The sequence below is a fragment of the Legionella spiritensis genome (assembly GCF_900186965.1).
Lineage (GTDB): Bacteria > Pseudomonadota > Gammaproteobacteria > Legionellales > Legionellaceae > Legionella_C > Legionella_C spiritensis.
Map to the genome: position 1 here is coordinate 1,550,873 of NZ_LT906457.1, position 23,339 is coordinate 1,574,211.

Sequence of the window (23,339 nt, forward strand, 5' to 3'; positions counted from 1 at the left end):
AATCGTTATTACTATGTTGTCAGTCAGTTTTTTTCTTGATGATCTTCCTGACTCATTACAGGGTGTGGCTTTTACAATTCACAAGTCATTGGGCGTTACGGTGCTGGTATTAGTATTACTGCGCCTGGTCTGGCTTATGGCTTTCGGGAGGCCTTCACTGCCTCTTGCGATGCCGGGCTGGCAAAAAAAAATGGCGCATGGCGTTCAATACAGTCTTTATATCTTCCTGTTGTTAATGCCGATATGTGGATGGATTATGTCGACCGCCGCTAATAGGGCCCCGGTGTATTTCGGGATGTTTTCCTTACCGATTCCCCTGGTGCCTGTTAACAAACAGTTGGCCGGGTTTATGAAGGAATGCCATGAAACTATCGCCTGGATACTTATTGCTTTAATAGTCCTGCATGTCGCCGGTGCTTTAAAGCATCATTTTATTGATAAGGACAATGTTTTACGACGGATGCTATGGGAGAGGAAAAAGGGATAGATCAAATACACCAGGCTCTGTGCACAAAAATGTCCTGGCACATTTTTTTATAAAAGAACGGTAGCCCGTAAGGAGGCCTGTGGCCGTATTGCGGGTTTAATGGTTCAATATTGCATCACGAGAACAGGTGAGTGCCTAAGTGGACATTGTTTTCCCGCATTTCGGCTTCGCCTTCATCACGGGCTACATATAAGGAGCAAATCATACGCTTTTTTGCAGCCGTAATTAATTTTGTTCACAGAGCCTGGGAGACGACGCCGCGCCTTACAGCGTTATGATGTCGTGATGACCTTCTATTTTGATATGTTGAGGGTGATCAATTAAGATGCTCGCGGCAATTAAAAAAGAATGTTCATCGCGGGCGCAATAATCAACCAGTTCACCCACTTCCTGGTTTGTGTCGGCATCCAGTAATTTACTTCCTGGCATCAACGGTTGAGTTGCGTTAATAATGAACGTTTGCAAATGATGTTTTAATTTCGCGCGATAATGCGTGCGGGCAATAATTTCCTGTCCTTTGTAACAGCCTTTGTCGAAACTGATATAACCCAACCGAGGTAAATCCAGGCGATGGGGTAGAAACAAGCCACGCGTTTCAGGATAAATGGCGACATGATGATTTTCAAGTTGCAGATGATGCCATGCCAGGGAACCACGGAGCTGCTGTTTCTCGTTGTATTTCTGAATCAGGGAAGCGCCGGTTGTCCGGTCAGCGATAATGACAAACAGATCGTTCGCGATAGCATAACAACAGTGTTGGTCGCTAAAAGTGACTGCGTGAGATGTTAACGGGAGCGGAAAATCAGGAATAATATCTTTATCATTTGTTCGTCTCAGGCCAAGAACAGTTAGTTGCCTGTCCGCTTCAAGAACCACACGAGATAACATGGCCGTTTTACTTAGGGAAGCGATCGTGTCGACGATCAAATCATTAGGGAGTATCATTTTATAGCCGTGCCAATCCAGAACATGAGGTAATGCAAGGATTCGTCCTTTCAAATTGCACATGGCGCCCGGACTCATGGTATTGGGGTCAATACGGTTCATATCGCAGGTTAGTTGTCCTTGCAGAAAATCACGGGCTTGCCCACCGATAACCGAAATAACTGCAAGGTCGGAAAGTAAAAACAGATAGTTTTTATCCGTTTGAAAATTCAGTTCTTCCGGGACAGGCAAAACCGATTGGTAAACTCGGCAACCTGTATTGCTTGAATGGGTCATTTGCATAATGCGTTATACCTTGAAATATAAAAAATTTATCCTGTTCATAACCAGGATATCTGTTGCTGTCGACCGTGTTTAGTGTAACATTCCATTTTTTAATAATTAAGTGCTTATGAACACATCAGTCAGAAAGGCCAGAATCAGGTGGCAGTGTCGACGAGGAATGCTTGAGCTGGATCTGATTCTTAACCAGTTTGTTGACCGGCATCTTGAAACGTTGACCGAGCACCAGCTTGGACAGATGGAATCCTTGCTGGATTGTTCAGATCCCGAACTCTATAGCTGGTTGCTGGATAGCGAATCACCGGGAGACAAGGAATTGCATGACATCGTCCAATTGGTCAGGTCGTATCGTTAGACTTGCCGAATCAAAACTATATATACGAGTGATTATTCTGATTTACACGTTTGCCTTAAGCGTGGTTTTAACATCAGGATTGCCCATTGCTATCAAAATAACGTTACTTTTATTTTTGCTCTTCAGTGTTATTCATGTATATCACACGCCCCATTATACATCAGGGATGAGAACGTTAATTTATAAAAAAACGGGCTGGCAATTAATTAATGAGCAGGATGTGGCGGATAATTTTGATCATTATAGAATCATTATAGACGCCGGATTGTTTTTGCTTATTGAATTTTCTACAGCCCGAAAGCGCCGTGTCTTTATTATTTTTTCAGATCAGATATCTTCAGACGAACATCGATTTTTAAAAATCATTGAAAAAATAAAGTGACGATCAAATTAAGTGCCTGATTGACAGCCATGTAAAATAGTGAGATTTGTTATCCTATGCTGGAAGGGTACGTCCGGATCCAGGCAAGGATGACATGGTATCCGCGACTTTTCTGCCAGTGGATTGATGACTGGATGAAATAAACAAGCTATTGCCGGACAGTTTGTTTTGAATGGTGTTATTTTTATTCCATGTTTCAATTCGACCGGCGTCTTGTTGATCATGTTTGGCGGCCAGTTTACGTATATCTCTTGCCATCTCATCATGTTGATTTTCAATGGCTTGCAAAGAAAGTTCAAAGAGGGTATCTGCTATATCTTTTTTAGTGATTCTCGTGTTTCTTAACGAGTTGATTGGCAATGGAGCCGTATGTCCTCTTTTTGAAGTAATGAACAGGATATTTTTTAAAACAGTTCGTAATTTTTCCACATTTAAGGGGCCTTGGGGATGAAATCCTTTAATATCCTCAATAGCAATGACTCCTTTTTTTATCGCACCATTCGGTGATTTGACCACATATTGAAAGGAATCCTTGGCAGACACTGTAATATACAATACGCCTTCTTCGAACTCTTTGTTTTCTTTGGTTTTTAACACAAGATCATAGCCGGTATATAAATTGTCCTCGATATAGACGAGAGCATTTTTACCCAGACAGTTTGTAAAATCCGGATCTGCGCCAAATGCCATTAAATCAGCAATCATCTGATGGTTATTTAAGCGAGCCGCCCAGATTAAGGGAGTATCATTATTTTCGTCTCGCTGGTTAGCGCTCATGCCATAAATTAAAAAGCTTTTGACGGCAAAATGACTGCCTTTTCGTACGGCCTTAAGATAAAAAGGGATGAGTTCCTGTTCGGTGAGTACGCCTGTTTGCACAAGATTATAAATATTGTTGTCTCCGGCTATGTTGTGGTAAATGATTTCATTGATTCTGTATATAACTTGTTCTCTGGATTTGGTCATGGTACATCACCCGGACTAAATAAATATCCTGGTTCAATTATCTTGAAACAAGACTGCAGTTTGTGTTTTTTTCAAAGTACTTGAAATATCAGAAAATCACAATCCATAACATATAAATTAAAGAACCCTGCGTATTTGTCGATTATATATACATAAAGACTATAAAAAATACATTATGAGATCGTTATCCGAAGAAAAAGAGGCGCAATTGATTAATAGATCACTTTACGGTGATTCAGAGGCCATGAATCAATTGATTGGCAGATATTATAAAAAAATCATTGTGCAAATACAAAGTCAGGTTAACGACGCCGCCATTGCTAACGATCTTGCCCAGGAAGTATGTATTAAGTTATTCCGATACCTCGGTGATTTTGACTTTCGTTCAAATTTTTCAACCTGGCTGCATTGCATTATTCAAAATACGTTAAAAAATTATTACAGAGCCAACAGCAAAGAACTGTTGATGTTTGTGCAAAATCTTCCGGCCACACCGTTATATAATACCATTCCTGGGCCGGAAATGTCGGCCATTGAATTACAACTTGGTGACCATCTGGATAAAATCATGGGGCAATTGCCTGAGAAAATGAGTCATTGTTTTATTCTGCATATATTAAATGGCTTGAGTTATGAGGATATTGCCGCATACATGGGGTGTCCCCTGGGAACCGTACGCTCACGTATTCACCGTACCAGAGATATTTTAAAAGCGGGTATGGAAGATAATAAATGAGACACGGATCGCTTTAAAGCTGTGTTAGAATAATTTCATTCTCTACTCACCCAAACGTCAATCTATGCTCGAAAGTGATCGATTAATCAGTGCCGATCCGACTGATTCCGAGGAAGCGCTTGATCGTGCTATCAGACCCGTCACCTTGCGTGAATACATTGGACAAGACAGAGTGCGATCCCAGATGCAGATTTTTATTGATGCGGCTCGAAAACGAAGTGAAGCACTGGATCATGTGCTTATTTTCGGACCGCCCGGGTTGGGCAAAACAACATTGGCCAATATTATTGCACATGAAATGGGGGTCAGTTTAAGACAGACTTCCGGGCCGGTATTGGATAAAGCGGGTGATCTTGCCGCGCTTTTAACCAATCTGGAAGAGAATGACGTACTTTTTATCGATGAGATCCATCGTTTAAGCCCCATAATTGAAGAAATCCTCTATCCGGCGATGGAAGATTATAAACTGGATATTATGATAGGCGAGGGACCTGCCGCACGCTCCATTAAGCTCGAGTTGCCTCCTTTTACCTTGATTGGTGCAACAACCAGAGCCGGACTGTTAACATCTCCGCTGCGTGATCGATTCGGTATTGTTCAACGGCTGGAATTTTATTCGGTGGAATCCCTGACCTATATCGTTTCCCGCTCGGCAAGACTTCTGAATGTCAGGGCAGACGAAGATGGAGCCAGGGAAATAGCGGGGCGCTCTCGGGGGACTCCCCGAATTGCGAACCGTTTGTTGCGTCGGGTAAGGGATTATGCCGAGGTCAAAGGAGATGGTTTCATAACACGGGAAACGGCCTGCCTGGCCTTGGATATGCTGGATGTTGATCAGTTGGGGTTTGACACGATGGACAGAAAGCTGCTTTTAGCCGTGATTGAGCGGTTTGGAGGCGGACCGGTCGGGCTGGATAGCATCGCCGCGGCTATAGGTGAGGAAAAAGGTACGATTGAAGACGTGCTCGAACCATTTTTAATCCAGCAGGGATATTTGATGAGAACGCCAAGGGGTAGAGTCGCCTCTACTCTGGCTTATCAACATTTTGGAATGCAAGTGGTCGACTAGCCTGGGAACTAGGAATGAATGTAACCGATGATCCGTTCACAACGCAAATCCGAGTCTATGCGGAAGATACCGATATGATGGGTATCGTTTATCATGCCAATCATCTTTGTTTCCTGGAGCGGGCAAGAACCGAGATGCTGCGGGCTGCCGGATGGTCGCTAAGCCGGTTGGCGGAGCAGAATTGCCAGTTTGCGATCGCCGATGTCCATATCCGTTTTCATGCTCCCGCAAAACTGGATGATATGCTGGTCATTGCTTCTGAAATCGTGAAAGAAAGCCCATGCAGTTTGTTATTTGCACAAACCATGGATAATCAGGAGCAGACAAGAATTTGTGATGCGAAAGTAAAGGTTGTATGTATAGATAGCAATATGAAAGTCCGTCGTTTACCAGGAAATTTGCGATGAAAAATAAAAAAGCTTATTGACATTTGTGGCTATGAAAGTCAATGTCAACAGCCATGGGCACAACCCCCGGGTTCGTGAGTGATGTTGCTTATGAAATGCCAGAAAGCACTGCTATTTTTGTTGGAGGATTAGAAATGAGTGGTCATGCCAATATATTAGGATATTTTCTACAGGCCGGACTCGTTGTGAAGTTCGTCATGCTGATATTGTTGCTCGCATCGTTGGTTTCTTGGACATTAATTATACAAAGAGCCTGGTTTTTTAATCGAAAAAAACAACAAAGCATGTTGTTTGAAAAGCGTTTCTGGGACAGTTCAGATTTGAGCAAGCTTTTTGCCGATATAGACAGTAACAAAGAGGAGCAGGAAGGTTTGGCCGCCATTTTTCATGCCGGCTTCAAGGAATACGTAAGAACGCGAAAACAAGGTTCTGTGGTTCTCAACCCGATACAGCGGGTCATGCAAATCAGCCATGCCAAAGAGGCTGTCCGGCTGGAAAAACACTTGCCGTTTTTTGCATCGGTCGGCTCCATTGCGCCCTACGTCGGATTGTTTGGTACGGTATGGGGAATCATGACTTCCTTTAGCGCTCTCGGACAGGCGCAGCAAGCCACCATAGCTATGGTGGCCCCTGGAATTTCCGAGGCGCTGGTGGCAACTGCTCTTGGCTTGTTTACCGCCATTCCTGCCGTTATTGCCTATAACCGGTATAGCACGAGGGCGAACAATTTGCTGGATAATTATGATCTGTTTCAGGAAGAACTGGTTTCTTTAATTGAACAACAGACTGCGGTAGCGGTGAGAGGGTAGCAGGATGTTAAAAAGCAAATCACGAGGCTCGCGGCCTATTTCGGAAATAAATGTTGTTCCTTATATTGATGTCATGCTGGTTTTACTGGTTATATTCATGATTACGGCACCTATGTTGACCCAGGGTGTCACGGTTGAATTACCCAAGGCAACCAGTGAATCTCTGAAGACCACCGAGCGTGAGCCTATTATTGTTTCCGTTAATCAGCAAGGCGATTATTTTCTTAATATTCATACCTCACCTGATGTTCCCATAGATTCCCATACTTTAATGGTGCGTGTCGCGGCGGAACTGACACTTGCGAAGCAAAACAAGGAGCCGGTTAATGTCCTGGTTAAAGGGGATCAGGGGGTTGCCTATGGTAAGGTGGTGGCCGCAATGTCTTTGCTGAAACAGGCCGGTGCCGAACAAGTCGGATTGATTACAGACTCTTCCGGGCAGGCAAAGGAGAGTTCGGCATGATCATTGATCCGAGTTATCGCAAATCGTTTTACGCGGCGTGTGTGCTACATATTTTACTGGCTTTTTTGTTGTTGTTTGAATGGACAGGTAAACGGCCGGTATTGGTCAACGAAGCCAAAAATGAGCCTGGAGAAATGATTGCCGTTGAACCAAAAAAACAGCCTGAAAAAGAAATCGTCAAGGCCGTCAGTGTAGACAGTCAGGAAGTCAAAGAAACGGTTCACCGTTTACAGCAAGAGCGCATCCGGCAACGCAAAGCGGAACAGGCAAGACAACAGACGCTGGCCAGGCAGGCTGAGCAGGCGCTACAAGCCAGAAAAATGGAGCAGAAACGACTGGAAAAACTAAAAAATGAAGCCGAACAATTAGCCATTGCGAGGAAAAAACAAATAGAACAGGAAAAGAAACGGTTAAGACAGTTGGCCTTGCAGAAAGAACAGGAAGCCAAGCGGTTACAGGAGTTGCAAAAGAAGCAAGAGGCGTTAAAAAAGAAACAAAGGGAAGATGAGCGTATAGCAATACAAAAAAAGAAGCTGGCTGAGGAAAAGGAAAAAGCGGAGCGGGCCGCAGAGGCGGCCAGAAAGCAGGCGCAAGCGGCGAGTGCCGCGGCAGAAAAGGCTCGTATTGCTGGGGAAGTGGACAAGTACAAGGCCATGATTGTCAACGCGATTGGCAGACAGTGGATATTGCCTGAAAATGCGGATAGTCGATTGTCCAGTCAGTTTCGGATCCGTTTAGCACCTGACGGCGCTGTTCTTGAGGTGAGTTTGATCCGCGGCAGCGGTGATCCTGTTCTGGATCGCTCGGCCCAGTCCGCTATTTACAAAGCATCGCCATTACCGGTTCCTTCCGATCCTGCAACGTTTGATCTGTTTAGAGAAATAAGTTTAACCGTAAGACCAGAAAATGTTAGGGGGTAATCGTGTTCATTAAACGAATGGTAGTCGCGTTTTTATTGTGTTGCTCAGGAACACTGATGGCTCTTGATTTGGAATTAACCCAGGGCATTAATTCCGCATTACCGGTAGGGATCGAGTCTTTTGGTGAGGATTCGGCAGGTACGGAGTTAACGGAGGTGATTAATAATGATTTACGCCTGTCCGGGCAATTTCGAATTATACCGGTACCGCGAGGCATGCCGGAAGGACAACAGGCGATCCGTGTCTGGCGTAGTGCCGGCGCCGATAGCGTCGTGCAAGGACACGTTACAAAAACCGGATTTAATCGTTATGAAATTAGTGTTGAGTTAATTGACGCCGCAGCCAAGGGACGTTTGTTATTATCCAATAATTTTCAGGTCAGTGGTCGTGAAGTAAGAGCCCTGGCACATCACATCAGCGACCTGGTCTATGAAAAGCTGACCGGTGAACGCGGCATTTTTTCAACACGCATCGCTTATATTCTTGTACAAAGGCAAGCCGGACGTTCTACATTTTCTCTTGAAGTCGCGGATGCGGATGGCAATAATCCACAGAGTCTGGTTGTCTCCTCACAGCCATTAATGTCACCGTCCTGGTCTCCTGACGGCAAGCAGATTGCCTATGTATCCTTTGAGAAGAAAAAGGCGCAGATTTTCACCGTCGCAGTGGCGAACGGCAAGCGCCGTCTGGTAACGGATTTTAATGGTATTAACGGGGCACCCGCCTGGTCACCGGATGGTCGTCAGTTGGCTGTTGTGCTATCAAAGGGAGGAAGTCCCAAAATTTATAGTATCGATCTGTCTTCGGGAAGCCTCAAGCAACTCACTTTTGGGGACGCGATTGATACGGAGCCTCGGTATTCTCCTGACGGTCGTTATATATTGTTTACCTCCGGACGCGGTGGGGCTCCTCAGATTTATCGTTTATCACTGAACGACGGGCGTGTCTCGCGAGTGACCTATCAGGGTAATTATAATGCCCGGGCGTCCTATACTTCGGATGAAAAACATATTGTTCTGCTGCACCGCGAGGACAAACACTTTAATATTGGTGTGCAGGATGTGGCTAGCGGAAAGATAAATCAAGTTACCTTTTCCCCGGTTGACGAGTCGCCATCGGTCTCACCCAATGGACGGTTGATTGTTTATGCGACAACGGTCAATAATCGTGGTGTTTTAGGGATTGTTTCCATTGATGGCCGCATTCAAATGAAATTGCCATCACGTCAGGGGGATGTCCAGGAACCGGCCTGGTCGCCGTTTTTAGGTTAGTTGATTTATGGCTGCGTCCCATAGAACCTGAAGAAAGGAAACTTTTGTAATGAAATTAATAAATGGTTCTTATCGCCGTTTTTATGTAACCGCCATGCTGCTGTTATCAGCTCATGGTTATTGCTGGAACGCGTTAGGTCATCAATTGGTTGGTCAAATTGCCTATGATAACCTGAGTGGCCACGCCAGAGAGGTGTTTAGCCGACTGAACCATAAAATGGATACGGTTTACAAGCCACAATCTTTGGTTGAAGCTGCGGCCTGGATGGATACCTTGAGTTATAAAAATGAGCGATGGTTACAATATATGCACTACATCGATATACCGTATTCCGTCGATGGCAGCCGATTAATGGAACCCGATAAAAAAAACGCGGTTTCTGCTATAAAAAAGGCGAAAGAGGTACTACTGAGTAAGGACGAAAACGCCTTTAATAAAGCGTTCAGCCTGCGTATATTACTTCATGTTACAGGAGATATTCATCAACCCATGCACGCTGTCAGTCAATTCAGCACCGTTTATCCCGCAGGTGATTTGGGCGGTAATTTATTTCCTCTGGCGAAAAATACGATTGGTAAAAATCTTCATGCCTATTGGGATAAAGGAGGAGGTTTGCTGACCGGTTCGCATCGCTATTCTTCGCGACAGATCCGCAGTAAGGCCCTTCGTATCGAAAAACGTTTTCCATGCGAAGCCTCTTATCAAACACAAGATCCCCTGAAATGGAGCCAGGAATCTTACCGGATAGCCGTTACAAAAGCGTATGCTATTAAAAAAGGCAGCAAACCCGGGGAAAAATACCAGCGTATGGTTAAAAAGATTTCTGAACAACGAATTGCCATGGCCGGTTGCCGTTTGGCTTTTCTTTTGAATGATTTGGCGGGTAACAGGAAGGTAGCTGTTAACATACATACCCTAAGCTCTACGAAGGCATGTTGCGTAAAAATTCCTGCAAATGCTCCTTGTCGGTTTCACCGGCCAGGTAGTTTTTCAGATTGAGCAGGGCGTTATCGTAGTCCTGGTTGTTTAGCACGCCACGCATGAGTTCAAATCTAAGATAGACACAATAAGTATTTAAAACATCCGTTTCACAATAATCTCTAATCTGTTTTAAATGTCCTGCAAGATACTGTTCCCATACCTTGGCGCCGCTCATGCCCATTTTCCCCGGAAAATGAAGCATGCAGGCTATTTCATCCAGGGGAGCGAAGGCTTTGTTCTGGTAGGCGGCCAGTACGTCCATCAGATCCAGATGACGATAATGAAAACGGTTCAGATAATTGTTCCAGCGAAAAGCCTGTTGACTATCTCCTGTCTCCCAGTAGGTTGGGGCGGCTACGCCATGCAAGAGGGCGCGATAATGCAAAACGGGAAGATCAAAACCACTGCCATTCCAGCTTACCAGTACTGGGGTGTATTTATCGATCCCTGCAAAAAAACGGGTAATTAATTCCTTTTCATCGGATGTCTCATCACCCAGAGACCAGACATGCAGCTGATTTCCCTGATTGATAACCAGAGAGATTGCGACAATCTTTTGCAAATAGTGGGGCAGGAAATCATGGCCTGCTTTTGCCCGTCGTAAGGCAAACATGGCATTGGCGGTGTCCTCATCAGACAAGCCATGCAGATCATACAGAGTTCGACCTGCTTCGACATCCGGAATGGTTTCTATATCAAATACTAAAATACCCATAGCGTTATTTTTTTGTTGTTTCAGTCAGGATACCAGATAACACGATGAGATTTTATCATCCTGCAAACATTTTCATTAAGAATATTTTATTTTCCCGGCAATTTTGTTACTAATAACCACCTTAACGGATTTTAATTATAATTATAATGAATAAAAAATTACTGATTTTAGCGGTACTATCCTTATTGATCACCGGATGTGTCAAGCCTCCTCCTGCAAACGTAGACAATATTTGCAATATTTTTAAACAATATCCGAAGTGGCGTCATTATGCTCAGGATGTTGAACGGCGCTGGAAAGTGCCGGTGTCTGTGCAAATGGCAATTATTCATCAGGAATCCAAATTTAACGGACGAGCGAAACCGGCAAGAACCAAATTGTTATGGATTATTCCCTGGAAAAGACCTTCGAGCGCTTATGGATATAGCCAGGCGCTTCACACGACCTGGAAACAGTATAAGCGCTCTTCCGGCGGACTCTGGGCGTCGCGGGATGATTTTAGCGATGCTGTGGATTTTATCGGCTGGTATGCCAATCAGGCTAACCGCCGCGCCAAAATTCCCAGAGATGATGCTTACAGCTTATATCTTGCCTATCACGAGGGTATAGGCGGCTATCAAAGGAAAACCTATCTTAAAAAAACCTGGCTTGTTCATGTGGCCAGGAAAGTGAAGGCTCGCGCCCAAACCTATCAGGCTCAGCTTGGTCGTTGCAAACGCCCGTCACGATGGTGGTTCTAGTATATAATTCACCTCCCCGCCTACATACCGCGGCTCGTCCGCGGTATCCATACAATCTTACCTTACAGGCAACCCGGCCATATTTGGAGATGATACGAGTGTGCAAGCTCAGAGCCGTAGCCCGCAAGGAGGCCTGCGGCCGTATTGCGGGTTTTATGTTCCAATATTGTATCAGGAGCTATGGTGACTACCTAGGTGAACGTTATCCCGCATTTCGGCGTCGCCTTCATGACGGGCTACCAATTTTTAGATGAGATAGCGTCCAGACTCTCGGGGAAAAACACAGGTTTCTAATGACATCCGGCTTATCTAAAGGTAGGATATGTAGTTAATTCAACCAGGAGCTGATTAATGCGTTTAATATTACTAGGGGGCCCCGGAGCTGGCAAGGGAACACAAGCCCTTAAATTGATCAATTATTTCAAAATACCACAAATTTCTACCGGTGATATGCTGCGCGCTGCTATCGCGGCGGATACGGAGCTTGGCCGCAATGCCAAGTCTGTAATGGATTCAGGGAAACTGGTTTCGGATGAAATAATAATCGCATTGGTTAAGGAAAGGTTGAAGAAAGACGATTGCCGTAACGGGTTCCTGTTTGACGGGTTTCCGCGTACGATACCTCAGGCAGATGCCCTGAAGGATGCGAATATTTCTATTGATCATGTGATTGAAATTGCCGTGCCGGACGATGAAATTATTACTCGAATCAGTGGCAGAAGGGTTCATTTGCCGTCCGGTCGAGTTTACCATGTTTCATTCAATCCACCAAAACAGGATGGTCTTGACGATATTACTCAAGAGCCGTTAGTCCTGCGCGATGATGATCGTGAGGAAACGGTACGTGAGCGTCTGGCTGTTTATCATCAGCAGACGGAACCTTTAATAGATTATTACAGGCAATGGGCGGCCGGCAAAGATACCGCCGCACCGGAATTTCATCGTGTCTCAGGCCTGGGTCAGGTGGACAGCGTTTTTCACAGCATCCTGTCAGCCATTAATGCGCGGGAATATTCATGTTAAAGGAAAACGTCAGAGGCAATGAACTGGAACAACTGGTTACTACCAGTGATATTGTCTTCGTTGATTTCTGGGCAGACTGGTGTGCACCATGTAAGGACTTCGCCAGAATATACGCAAACATAGCGAAACAATACCCTGACGTTACATTCGCCAGCGTCAACATTCAACTTGAAGAGAAACTGGCTGAAACCTTCCAAATTCGTTCCATACCGCACCTGATTGTTTTCAAACAGGGTATAATCATTTATTCTGAATCAGGTAATATGCCGGAGTCCGCCTTGAAAGAGCTGGTTGAACAGGCGGAAAAAATAGATATGGCCGATATACGAAGTAAAATGCAAGATGAGTCGTAGTCGCTCGACTCCTTTATGGTGCCTCGACTGTTTCCTGTTTTAAGGAATGGCGCAGATATTCGGATAAGCCTTGTGTCTCAGGAGGGTTAAAAAACAGCCCGAGCTTTGTTCTGCGCCACAAAATATCATCGCAGCTATGAGCCCATTCCTCGTTGATCAAATAGTCTACTTCACTTTGATAAAGTCCGTGCCCGAAATGAATTCCCAAATCGGAGGTTTTATCGCATTTTGCCAGAAACTGTTCAGACAGTGTGCCATAGGTATGCAATATTCGCTCTTTTACGTCGTTTTCCAGCCAATGATATTTTTCTTTGGCGTAGGAGAGGTAGCTTTTAAAATCAAGTTCACCCAGATGGCCGCCCGGTAAGATTTCCCTGTGGGATCCGGATGGTTTTAGCGATGGAAAAACAGGTGCCAGTGCGTCAATGGTTTCACGGGATAATTGCCGATACGTTGTAATTTTACCACCATAAATGGAAATAATTGGTGCGGGAGAGGCTATGAAATGGTAGGTATAATCACGGCTTAACGCTTGCGGTGTTTTTTTGTCGGAAGAGAGTAATGGACGTACACCGCTCCAGGTGGTGATAATATCCTGAGGCTTTAACGGACGGTTCAGATATCTGTTGGTCAGGGACAGGAGGTATTCAATTTCCTGGGGAGAAATGGCAATGTTGTCCGGAGAGCTGTCAATGGCGATATCTGTTGTTCCTATCATGGTAAAACCGTGATAGGGAATAACAAAAACTATACGATTGTCCTGGTTTTGCAAGAGATAGGCATGATTGCCTTCGTAAAGCTTATGAACAACCAGATGGCTTCCTTTAACCAGAGATATTTTAAATCGACTTGGCACTTGCAGGCGTTGATTCACCTGTTCAACCCAGGGCCCCGACGCGTTAATAATCACTTTGGAACGAAATAGCTTTTCCTCGCCATCAGGCTGGCGTGCGGTGATATGCCATTGATTATGCCGGGCAATACCATGTAACAGTTCCGTTCCGGATAGAATGGTTGCTCCATGACGTTTTGCCTGCAGGGCGTTGGTAACTGTCAGGCGAGCGTCGTCAGTCGCACAGTCATAAAATAAAAAACCCTTTTGATAATGGCGGGTTAACGGGGAGAAGCGGTCAGCGTGACTCGCTCGCCTGATAAACCTGCTTTTAGGTAATCGGTTTTTTCGGCTTAAATGATCGTAAAGAAATAGTCCGGTACGCAATAACCATGTAGGACGCATGCTTTGATCATAAGGCAGGACGAAAGGGAGTGGATAGACGAGATGCGGCGCTATCTTCAAAAGAACCTGCCGTTCATCCAACGCTTTTTTGACCAGGGAGAAATTATATTGCTCCAGATACCTGAGCCCGCCATGAATCAGTTTACTACTGCTTGACGAGGTTTTTGATGCGATATCATCTTTTTCAATAAGGAGGACTGAAAGCCCTCGCATCGCAGCGTCCGCTGCAATGCCGCAGCCATTTATTCCGCCACCGATAACAATGATATCAAAAACCATGTCCATATTCAGGTCTCCACAAAAAACATATAGAATCAATAAGCTCTAATTATGACTATCAGGAAATAGAAAGCAATGAATTATCTTCTTGCCATTGATCAGGGAACAAGCAGTACACGCGCCATACTTTTTAGCGAGCATGGTAAGATCATAGCCATGAGTCAATATCCGCTGACACAATATTATCCCAAACCAGGATGGGTTGAACATGATCCCGAGGAAATCTGGACAAAGACAATAACAGCAATCAAGGATGTATGCCAGGAGGTTGATTGCCGTAAAGTTCTGGCATGTGGCATCACCAATCAGCGTGAAACAACCCTTCTCTGGGATAAGAGCACCGGGCGTTGCGTCCATCCGGCCATTGTATGGCAGGATAGACGCACTCGGGAATTTTGTGATTCGTTAAGCGCCTATCGTAATTTGATAAAAAACAAGACAGGGTTGCTTGTGGATCCCTATTTTTCAGCAACCAAGTTGCATTGGTTGTTACAGCACAATCCGGAAGCGCAAAGGCTCCAGAAAGAAGGGAAATTGGCGTTTGGAACCATAGACAGCTTTTTAATATGGCGATTAACTAACGGAAAAGCCCATTACACCGATATAACAAACGCGTCCAGAACCATGCTGTTTGATATCCATAAACAACAATGGGATGACGAGTTACTGGCGCTGTTTAATATTCCACGATCCATACTGCCTGACGTGCGTGACAATGATGCCTGTTATGGAGAAATTGCTTCCGAACATCTGGGGGTATCGATCCCCATCACAGGTGTCGCCGGCGATCAGCAGGCGGCTTTGATAGGACAGTGTTGTTTAAGCTCGGGAATGACCAAGGCGACCTTTGGTACAGGTGGTTTTTTACTCATGAACACCGGAGAGAAGCCCGTATCGTCGACCCACCATTTGCTGACCACCATTGCGTACAGGATAAAAGGACGGATGGCTTATGGCCTGGAAGGAAGTCTTTACCATGCCGGAACAACGGTAAAATGGTTGCGGGATGAAATGAAAATGATCGCAACAGCCTCGGAAACCGAGGAGTTGGCAAGGACTCTTGCCGGTAATGATGGTGTCTATCTGGTCTCTTCGTTTAATGGTCTGGGTGCTCCGCATTGGTGTTCAACGCCAGGTGGTGTCATTTTCGGACTATCACGTAATACTCAACCAGCACATTTTGCACGCGCTGCCCTGGAAGGAGTCTGTTATCAGACTCGTGAAGTTTTGGCTTGCATGCGAGAGGATAGTAATCTGGATATATCTTTGTTACGTGTCGATGGCGGCATGACAGAAAATCAATGGTTTTTGCAGTTTCTGTCTTCGCAGTGCGGAACAATCATACAGCGTCCGGCTAATATTGAATCCACCGCTCTTGGCGCCGCGATGCTCGCCGCTATCGGGTACGGGTTAGTGGAGTCGCCGGAAAAGATGCAGTCCCTTTGGACCTGTGAGCGTGAATATTGTCCATCCGGCGACAGGGAAACCATTGATAAGGACTTTCAGGGTTGGCTGGATGCCATGAGAATGCTTAAATTTCGGTAGCATGTCAATTAGCCTGGTAAGTCGGGCGCCTGGCCCGACCATATGCAAGTCTTTTTTGTGAACAGGTTTAGCGCGTGGCCTCTATGGAACGTCCCTTAGTTTTTCACCGGTATAAAGCTGGCGGGGACGTCCTATTCTGGATTTACTGGCAACCATCTCCATCCAGTGCGACATCCACCCGACAGTTCTCGCCAGGGCAAAAATGACGGTATACATATTGGTAGGAATACCAATGGCACTCAAGGTGATCCCGGAGTAAAAGTCCACATTCGGATACAGTTTTTTCTCCACAAAATACTCATCTTCGAGCGCGATACGTTCCAGTTCCTTCGCAAGCTTGAAGAGAGGTTCGTCATGAGCGTCCATGGCATTTAAAACATTATAACAGGTTTCCCGCATGACCTTGGCGCGCGGATCATAGCTTTTATAAACACGATGGCCAAAACCCATGAGTCTGAAAGGGTCATCCTTGTCTTTAGCGCGTTTGATATATTTGCCAATATTTTTAACATCTCCGATTTCCCGCAGCATGTTCAGACAGGCTTCATTCGCACCACCATGTGCCGGGCCCCAAAGGGCTCCAATGCCTGCGGAAATACAGGCAAACGGGTTGGCACCGGTGGAGCCGGCGAGTCTTACCGTGGATGTTGACGCGTTTTGCTCATGATCGGCATGCAGAATAAAAATAGTATCCATAGCGTCCACAATCACCGGATCCGGTGTGGTATTTTCCGTAGGAACACCAAACATCATGTGAAGAAAATTTTCCGCATAGGACATCTTGTTTTGCGGATACATATAGGGGTGCCCGACGGAGTATTTGTAACTCATTGCCGCCAGCGTGGGCATTTTGGCAATCAATCTTATTGCTGAAATATAGCGATCATACTGATTGGTTAAATCCATACTTTCGTGATAAAAGGCTGATAGTGCGCCTACAATTCCTACCATAATAGCCATTGGGTGTGCATCACGCCGGAAACCGTTTAAAAACTGGTACATTTGCTGATGCACCATAGTGTGGTTATTGATGAGATTAATAAAATCTTTTTTTTCCTCACTATCGGGTAGTTCACTATTCATCAGCAGATAGCAGACATCCAGAAAATCCTTTTTTTCAGCCAGTTGTTCAATCGGATAGCCACGATAGAGAAGCATGCCTTTATCGCCATCGATAAAAGTGATTTTTGATTCACAGGCTGCGGTTGAAACAAACCCGGGATCATAAGTAAACAGGCCTGACGCTCCTAGTTTATTGATATCAATCACATCATTGCCCAGAGTAGGAGCATATATTGGCAATTCAATGGGTGGGTGGCCGTCAAGAGTCAGTTTTGCAGATTTTGTTGTCATTATGTCTCCTTGGTGTTTGGCCTGCCAGCCTAACGAAAATTATGGTGTGCGGAACTATAGTCAAATGAACCTCCGCAGTCAATTTATCGGGACAGGTATTACCTCTGTTCTCTATCGTTTTAGTATGGGTCAGATTGTTTTAATTTCAAAGAATATTCGCCCTGCAAGGAACGGGAAAGATTATTTCGCTCCTGAAAAATAGTTGCTGTGGAACTCTTTGGTCTTTCAAGTTCATTTGATTCAATTAAATGGCTCCGTATGGTATAATTTCAAACTGATTTATATTCATTGACAGTATAAGGACGCCTCCTAACCATGGTTTATCTAGCCAAAGAAGTGATACCAGTTAATATTGAAGACGAATTGAAACAATCTTATCTCGATTATGCAATGAGCGTCATAGTAGGCAGGGCTTTGCCTGACGTTCGTGACGGGCTCAAACCGGTGCATCGTCGTGTTTTGTTCGCCATGAGTGAATTGGGAAATGACTGGAACAAACCCTATAAAAAATCCGCTCGTGTTGTCGGGGATGTGATTGGTAAATACCATCCGCATGGTGATACCGCAGTTTATGACACCATCGTTAGAATGGCGCAGCCTTTTTCCATGCGTTATATGTTGGTAGACGGCCAGGGTAACTTTGGTTCCGTAGATGGCGATATGGCGGCTGCCATGCGATATACCGAAGTAAGGATGTCCAAAGTCGCGCACGCGCTGTTGGCGGATCTTGAGAAGGAAACGGTCGATTTCAGTCCCAACTATGATGAAACGGAGTTTGCACCGGTCGTTCTGCCGTCACGAACGCCCAATTTGCTGGTCAATGGCTCTTCCGGAATCGCTGTCGGGATGGCCACCAATATTCCTCCCCACAACCTTCGTGAAGTCGTTGATGCCTGTATCGCTTTGGTCGCTGATCCGGAATTGAGCATTGATGATTTGATGACGTATGTTCCCGGACCGGATTTTCCTACGGCGGCTATTATCAACGGCAGGGCGGGTATCATTCAGGCGTATCGTACCGGCAGGGGGCGAATCTCGATTCGGGCCCGTACCGAGATTGAAACCGACAGCCAGTCCAGTCGACAGGCCATCATTATTAATGAATTGCCTTACCAGGTGAATAAGGCTCGTCTGGTCGAGAAAATTGCCGAACTGGTTCGTGACAAGAAGCTGGATGGTATTTCCGGATTAAGAGATGAGTCTGACAAGCGGGGGATGCGCGTTGTTATTGAATTAAAACGTGGCGAGGTGCCTGAAGTCGTACTTAATAATTTGTATGCCCACACCCAGATGCAGAATGTGTTTGGGATTAATATGGTAGCACTGGTTGATGGTCAGCCAAGGACACTCAATCTTAAACAGATTCTGGAATATTTCATTAAACACCGCCGTGAAGTGGTGACTCGCAGAACCATATTCGAATTAAAGAAAGCGCGCAACCGTGCCCATCTTCTGGAAGGTCTTGGCATAGCGCTGGCGAATATCGACGAAATGATAGAATTAATCAAAAAATCACCCACACCGCAGGATGCCAAGGAGCGTTTACTGGAACGTCTCTGGCAACCTGGCCTGGTAAAGGCTATGTTGCAGAGCACGGGAAGCGACGCCTGTCGTCCGGATGATCTTGGGAAGGATTTCGGATTGACGGACGAGGGTTATCGTTTGTCTCCCGATCAGGCTCAGGCGATACTGGAATTGAGGCTGCATCGTTTAACGGCTCTCGAGCAGGATAAAATCATTGACGAATTTAAGCAGCTTCTGAATGTTATTAAGGAATTGCTCAATATCCTGGCTTCCCCCGAGCGTCTCATGGACGTTATTCGAGAGGAATTAATTGAGATTAAATCGCAGTTTGGGGATGAAAGACGAACGGAAATAACGGCGTCTCAGGAAGATTTGACTATTGAAGATTTAATTACCGAAGAAGATGTGGTTGTGACGTTGTCTCATCAAGGGTATGTCAAATATCAACCCATTTCCGCCTATCAGGCGCAACGTCGTGGCGGCAAGGGAAAATCGGCAACCAATGTGAAAGATGAAGATTTTATCGAGCGTCTTTGTATTACCAGTACGCATGATACGCTTTTGTGTTTTTCCAATCATGGCAAACTGTATTGGTTGAAAGCGTACCAACTGCCTTTGGCCAGTCGGATTTCCAGAGGCAAACCCATAGTGAATATTCTTCCTTTGTCAGAAGGAGAAGCTATTAACGCAATGGTTCCGGTGCGCGAATATCAGGAAGGATATTTTGTCTTTATGGCGACCAAGCACGGTACGGTGAAGAAAGTGCCGCTTCAGGCGTTTAGTCGTCCACGTTCTAACGGTATTATCGCCGTTGATCTGGATGATGACGATCGGCTGGTTGGCGTTGATATTACGGATGGCAGTAAAGACATTATGTTATTTACCGATGCCGGTAAAGTCATCCGTTTCGATGAGGGGCTGGTGAGGCCTATGGGAAGAACCGCGCGCGGAGTTCGCGGAATACGTCTTGGCGCCAATCAAAATGTTATCTCTCTGGTCGTTGCAAATCCGGAGGGCACTATTCTGACCGCAACCGAAAATGGGTATGGAAAACGTACGGATGTCAGTGAGTACCGCGTATCAGGACGCGGCGGCCAAGGCGTGATCTCCATTCAGGTGAATGAGCGTAACGGTAAGGTAGTACGTGCTTTACAAGTTACGGATACCGACGAAGCCATGTTAATCACCGATCAGGGAACCCTGGTCCGATTCAGAATCAATGAATTGTCCGTTATTGGCCGTAATACACAAGGTGTGCGGTTGATTAACGTCAGTTCCGGAGAACATGTTGTAGGTATGCAGCGCATTGAAGATATTGGCGATGAAAATGCACAAATCGCGGAAAATGGCGATGAAGACATGAGTGATAATGAGAGGGATTAATTTCGGTGCCGGTCCAGCCATGCTGCCTGAGTCCTTGCTGACAGAAGTCAGGGATGAGATGCTGAACTGGCAAGGAACCGGGATGTCGGTTCTGGAAATTGGACATCGTTCGCCGGAATGTACTCGTTTGCTTAAGGAAGCGGAAGATCTGTTTCGCCGTCTGTTATCAATACCTGATGATTACCATGTGCTTTTTATTGGAGGAGCTGCTCGTACCCATTTTGGGATGATTCCCTGTAACTTCCTTGATAATAAGCGGAAAGCAGGGTACCTGCAGACAGGTCTCTGGTCGGAAATGGCGTTGGAAGAGGCGGGTAAGCTGGGTTTTGCCTACTGCGTGGCGTCAGGCAAGTCAAATGGATACACTACGGTTCCTTCACAAGAGGAATGGGTGTTTCAGAAAGACAGCGCATATATCTATTACACGCCTAATGAAACGGTCAACGGATTACGATTATCCGTATTACCGAAACATGAGGATATCCCGTTGATAGCGGATATGACTTCCTGTTTGTTGACTGAGCCTGTTTCTGTTGCGGATTTTGATATGATTTTTGCCGGAGCACAGAAAAATATCGCTAATGCCGGTTTAACGGTAGTAATTATCAAGGAACAGTGGTTAAACAGTATTACAAATCCATCCATACCAACGATGTATGACTATCGTACTTTTGCACGAAGTGGTTCACTTTATGCCACACCACCGGTTTTTAACTGTTATCTGGCTGTTAAAATGCTTCACTGGATAGAGAATCAGGGTGGTGTTCAAGCGCTTTATGAGCAAAATTGTGAGAAGGCGAAGCGATTGTATGATTATATTGACTCGTCTGAAATGTACCAGAGCAGGGTGGAGCCGTCCTATCGTTCCCTGGTCAACGCATGTTTCTTTTTAAAAGATGTTTCTCTGGAGGATCGTTTTCTTCGGCAGGCAAGTGAAAGAGGTTTGCTGGCTTTAAAAGGTCATCGCATGGTTGGTGGATTACGAGTCAGCATGTACAATGCCATGAATCTTGCCGGCGTTAACTGTCTTATTGATTTTATGAGTGATTTTGCAAAGGAACATGGTGTATGAGCGATCTGCATTTTGAGAGTAAGCCGATAGAGGCAATCCGGGGCGATATCAACGTGCCCGGCGATAAATCCATCTCGCATCGGGCAATTATTCTTGGATCGATAGCAAGAGGAACAACAACGGTCAGCGGTTTCCTGGCTGGACATGACTGCATGGCTACGTTAAAAGCGTTTCAAGCCATGGGTGTGCGTATAGAGGGGCCGGTTGCGAATCGGGTAGTGATTCATGGCGTAGGGAAATACGGCCTTAAAAAACCACAGACAGCTCTTGACTGCGGTAATTCGGGAACAAGTATGCGTCTTCTGGCCGGAATCCTTGCCGCCCAACCTTTTGATTCCGAACTCGATGGTGATGAAAGCCTGCGCAAAAGACCTATGGAACGAATCAGCCGTCCACTGGTGCAAATGGGTGCGGATATTACTACAACGGAAGGAAAGCCGCCATTATATATCCGTGGCGGTCAAACACTGAAAGGCATTACCTATGAAATGCCGGTTGCCAGCGCCCAGGTGAAGTCATGTCTTTTATTGGCGGGACTTTATGCAAAAGGCGAAACAACAGTGATAGAAAAAGGAATGACAAGAGATCATACGGAACGAATGCTGACTACTTTTTCCTATCATATCCAAAAACTGGAAAACGGTGTTGCCATCAATTCAGACAGTGAATGTCTGGGGACTGATATTATTGTTCCGGGTGATATTTCATCGGCGGCATTTTTTATGGTTGCCGCTTCCATAATACGCGGTTCGGATTTGCTAATTCGAAATGTAGGTATTAATCCTACTCGTACCGGTATTATTCAGATTCTGGATTTGATGGGCGCTGATATTACACTGACAAACAAACGATTGTGCGGTGAAGAGCTGGTGGCTGATCTACATGTCAGATATGCTCAGCTTGAGGGTATTGATATACCGGTTGCCCTGGTACCCTTGGCAATTGATGAGTTCCCCGCAATTTTCATCGCGGCAGCGTGTGCGAAGGGGCAGACCAGACTGCATGGGGCGAAAGAACTTCGTATAAAGGAAAGCGATAGAATTGGTGTTATGGTTGAGGGATTGCAGGCCTTGGGAATAGAAACGCACGCGTTTGAGGACGGATTATTTATTAAAGGCGGCGTTTTACAGGGCGGCGAGGTAAACAGCTTTCATGATCATCGAATTGCCATGGCTTTTGCCATTGCCGGAGCGGCGGCACAACAACCTGTGATAATCAGGCATTGTGACAATGTTGCTACGTCATTCCCCGATTTTGTAAAGACAGCCCAATCAATCAGCATGAATATTGAGGAATACAGGGATGAAAGCCGATAAAACTGTTCCGGTCATCACAATAGATGGTCCAAGCGGTACCGGAAAAGGGACTATTTGTCATCTGCTCGCCAATCATCTGGATTGGCATGTACTGGATAGTGGTTCACTTTACAGGGTACTGGCTTTTGCCGCCCGGCAGAAAGGCGTTGATCAGGATGACAAGGCGTCGCTGGTAAATCTGGCCCATACTCTCAATGTACGGTTTGAAACGGATACTAACCGGCAAGGCAGGATTATTCTCAATGGAAAAAATGTGTCTGACGAGTTACGAAGCGAGCAATGCGGGCAAGACGCCTCAAAAATAGCGGCTATTCCGGAAATCAGGGACGCGTTGCTGGCAAGACAGCGCGCTTTTGCACAACCTCCGGGATTGGTTACTGATGGCAGGGATATGGGCACCGTGGTTTTTCCCGATGCTTTTTTAAAGGTGTATTTGGATGCTTCGCAAGAAGAAAGAGCGTCAAGACGCTATTTTCAGTTGAAAGAAAAGGGAATTGATGTTAGCCTCGCCCAAGTTGTTGATGAATTGGCTAAACGTGACTCAAGAGACACGGCACGTTTGCATGCGCCATTGAAACCTGCAGAGGATGCAGTTTTAATTGATACAACTGGTTTAACGATTGTACAAGTGTTCGATATTGTTTTAAAATTAACAGAACAGCATTCGTTTTTTCAATGATGTATTGGGGGGGACCTGACGGATATCATGTTCCCATTATTTTACT

24 protein-coding genes are annotated in these 23,339 nt (G+C 45.5%); 19 read left to right on the forward strand and 5 right to left on the reverse strand.

The annotated features are described in order from the left end of the window. Positions 1–13: 13 nt before the first annotated feature. Positions 14–487 (forward strand): cytochrome b, encoded by a 474-nt coding sequence (locus tag CKW05_RS07005; RefSeq protein WP_231950718.1) that lies wholly within the window; start codon positions 14–16, stop codon positions 485–487. Between the two features lie 264 nt (positions 488–751). Here CKW05_RS07005 and ygfZ read toward each other — a convergent pair whose 3' ends face one another. Continuing rightward, complete coding sequence (ygfZ, locus tag CKW05_RS07010) at positions 752–1,714, reverse strand: CAF17-like 4Fe-4S cluster assembly/insertion protein YgfZ (protein WP_058483388.1); 963 nt, start codon at positions 1,712–1,714, stop codon at positions 752–754. A gap of 160 nt (positions 1,715–1,874) precedes the next feature. On the opposite strand from ygfZ, the gene CKW05_RS07015 reads away from it, so the two are divergent. Beyond that, entirely contained in the window at positions 1,875–2,069 is a 195-nt protein-coding gene (locus CKW05_RS07015; protein WP_231950720.1) for an FAD assembly factor SdhE, read from the forward strand. Beyond that, positions 2,035–2,451, forward strand: a complete 417-nt coding sequence (locus CKW05_RS07020) for a hypothetical protein (RefSeq protein ID WP_058483390.1) — start codon at positions 2,035–2,037, stop codon at positions 2,449–2,451. Before CKW05_RS07015 ends, CKW05_RS07020 begins: the two co-directional genes overlap by 35 nt. A gap of 54 nt (positions 2,452–2,505) precedes the next feature. Here the strand turns inward: CKW05_RS07020 and CKW05_RS07025 are convergent, their stop codons facing one another. Beyond that, positions 2,506–3,417, reverse strand: a complete 912-nt coding sequence (locus CKW05_RS07025; protein WP_058483391.1) for an ankyrin repeat domain-containing protein — start codon at positions 3,415–3,417, stop codon at positions 2,506–2,508. Between the two features lie 175 nt (positions 3,418–3,592). Here CKW05_RS07025 and CKW05_RS07030 point away from each other — a divergent pair, with 175 nt between their 5' ends. From CKW05_RS07030 to CKW05_RS07065, 8 genes are all read left to right on the forward strand, one after another. Beyond that, entirely contained in the window at positions 3,593–4,153 is a 561-nt protein-coding gene (locus tag CKW05_RS07030; RefSeq protein WP_058483392.1) for an RNA polymerase sigma factor, read from the forward strand. A 64-nt stretch (positions 4,154–4,217) separates the two neighbouring features. Next, positions 4,218–5,222, forward strand: coding sequence for a Holliday junction branch migration DNA helicase RuvB (gene ruvB / locus CKW05_RS07035; RefSeq protein WP_058483393.1), 1,005 nt, complete (start codon positions 4,218–4,220; stop codon positions 5,220–5,222). A 14-nt stretch (positions 5,223–5,236) separates the two neighbouring features. Further along, the gene (locus CKW05_RS07040; RefSeq protein WP_058483394.1) at positions 5,237–5,629 is read left to right on the forward strand and encodes a YbgC/FadM family acyl-CoA thioesterase; all 393 of its coding nucleotides are present in this window, start codon (positions 5,237–5,239) and stop codon (positions 5,627–5,629) included. A gap of 134 nt (positions 5,630–5,763) precedes the next feature. Continuing rightward, positions 5,764–6,438, forward strand: a complete 675-nt coding sequence (gene tolQ, locus CKW05_RS07045; protein ID WP_058483567.1) for a protein TolQ — start codon at positions 5,764–5,766, stop codon at positions 6,436–6,438. A gap of 4 nt (positions 6,439–6,442) precedes the next feature. Further along, positions 6,443–6,901, forward strand: a complete 459-nt coding sequence (gene tolR, locus CKW05_RS07050; protein WP_058483395.1) for a protein TolR — start codon at positions 6,443–6,445, stop codon at positions 6,899–6,901. Then, a complete protein-coding gene (tolA, locus tag CKW05_RS07055; protein WP_058483396.1) occupies positions 6,898–7,821 on the forward strand; it encodes a cell envelope integrity protein TolA in 924 nt (307 codons plus the stop codon). Before tolR ends, tolA begins: the two co-directional genes overlap by 4 nt. Positions 7,822–7,838: 17 nt before the next feature. Beyond that, a complete protein-coding gene (gene tolB / locus CKW05_RS07060) occupies positions 7,839–9,092 on the forward strand; it encodes a Tol-Pal system beta propeller repeat protein TolB (RefSeq protein ID WP_058483568.1) in 1,254 nt (417 codons plus the stop codon). A gap of 49 nt (positions 9,093–9,141) precedes the next feature. Continuing rightward, complete coding sequence (locus CKW05_RS07065; protein ID WP_058483397.1) at positions 9,142–10,092, forward strand: S1/P1 nuclease; 951 nt, start codon at positions 9,142–9,144, stop codon at positions 10,090–10,092. Here CKW05_RS07065 and CKW05_RS07070 read toward each other — a convergent pair. Next, positions 10,016–10,789: a 3'-5' exonuclease gene (locus tag CKW05_RS07070; RefSeq protein ID WP_058483398.1), complete on the reverse strand. Its 774-nt coding sequence runs from the start codon at positions 10,787–10,789 to the stop codon at positions 10,016–10,018. The genes CKW05_RS07065 and CKW05_RS07070 overlap by 77 nt on opposite strands. A 146-nt stretch (positions 10,790–10,935) precedes the next feature. On the opposite strand from CKW05_RS07070, the gene CKW05_RS07075 reads away from it, so the two are divergent. The 3 genes from CKW05_RS07075 to CKW05_RS07085 all read left to right on the forward strand — a co-directional run bounded on the left by CKW05_RS07075 (position 10,936) and on the right by CKW05_RS07085 (position 12,905). Then, positions 10,936–11,529 carry a transglycosylase SLT domain-containing protein gene (locus CKW05_RS07075; protein WP_058483399.1) on the forward strand — a complete coding sequence of 198 codons (594 nt, stop codon included), beginning with the start codon at positions 10,936–10,938 and terminating at the stop codon, positions 11,527–11,529. Between the two features lie 351 nt (positions 11,530–11,880). Continuing rightward, positions 11,881–12,552, forward strand: coding sequence for an adenylate kinase (gene adk, locus CKW05_RS07080; protein ID WP_058483400.1), 672 nt, complete (start codon positions 11,881–11,883; stop codon positions 12,550–12,552). Next, positions 12,546–12,905: a thioredoxin family protein gene (locus CKW05_RS07085; protein ID WP_058483401.1), complete on the forward strand. Its 360-nt coding sequence runs from the start codon at positions 12,546–12,548 to the stop codon at positions 12,903–12,905. The genes adk and CKW05_RS07085 overlap by 7 nt, the downstream gene beginning before the upstream one ends. 13 nt (positions 12,906–12,918) lie before the next feature. Here the strand turns inward: CKW05_RS07085 and glpD are convergent, their stop codons facing one another. Next, a complete protein-coding gene (glpD, locus tag CKW05_RS07090; protein ID WP_058483402.1) occupies positions 12,919–14,427 on the reverse strand; it encodes a glycerol-3-phosphate dehydrogenase in 1,509 nt (502 codons plus the stop codon). 69 nt (positions 14,428–14,496) lie between these two features. Here glpD and glpK point away from each other — a divergent pair, with 69 nt between their 5' ends. Further along, complete coding sequence (glpK, locus tag CKW05_RS07095; protein WP_058483403.1) at positions 14,497–15,966, forward strand: glycerol kinase GlpK; 1,470 nt, start codon at positions 14,497–14,499, stop codon at positions 15,964–15,966. 81 nt (positions 15,967–16,047) lie between these two features. Here the strand turns inward: glpK and gltA are convergent, their stop codons facing one another. Further along, positions 16,048–17,319 (reverse strand): citrate synthase, encoded by a 1,272-nt coding sequence (gltA, locus tag CKW05_RS07100; RefSeq protein WP_058483404.1) that lies wholly within the window; start codon positions 17,317–17,319, stop codon positions 16,048–16,050. A gap of 315 nt (positions 17,320–17,634) precedes the next feature. Between gltA and gyrA the strand changes: the two genes are divergently transcribed. From gyrA to cmk, 4 genes are read left to right on the forward strand one after another with little or no spacing between them, the layout of a single operon-like run. Then, positions 17,635–20,226 carry a DNA gyrase subunit A gene (gyrA, locus tag CKW05_RS07105; protein ID WP_058483405.1) on the forward strand — a complete coding sequence of 864 codons (2,592 nt, stop codon included), beginning with the start codon at positions 17,635–17,637 and terminating at the stop codon, positions 20,224–20,226. Continuing rightward, a complete protein-coding gene (gene serC / locus CKW05_RS07110; RefSeq protein ID WP_408607001.1) occupies positions 20,207–21,298 on the forward strand; it encodes a 3-phosphoserine/phosphohydroxythreonine transaminase in 1,092 nt (363 codons plus the stop codon). The genes gyrA and serC overlap by 20 nt, the downstream gene beginning before the upstream one ends. A 5-nt stretch (positions 21,299–21,303) precedes the next feature. After that, positions 21,304–22,614 (forward strand): 3-phosphoshikimate 1-carboxyvinyltransferase, encoded by a 1,311-nt coding sequence (gene aroA, locus CKW05_RS07115; RefSeq protein WP_408607005.1) that lies wholly within the window; start codon positions 21,304–21,306, stop codon positions 22,612–22,614. Continuing rightward, on the forward strand, positions 22,601–23,293 hold the full coding sequence (cmk, locus tag CKW05_RS07120) for a (d)CMP kinase (RefSeq protein ID WP_058483408.1): 693 nt from the start codon (positions 22,601–22,603) through the stop codon (positions 23,291–23,293). The genes aroA and cmk overlap by 14 nt, the downstream gene beginning before the upstream one ends. Positions 23,294–23,339: the final 46 nt, after the last annotated feature.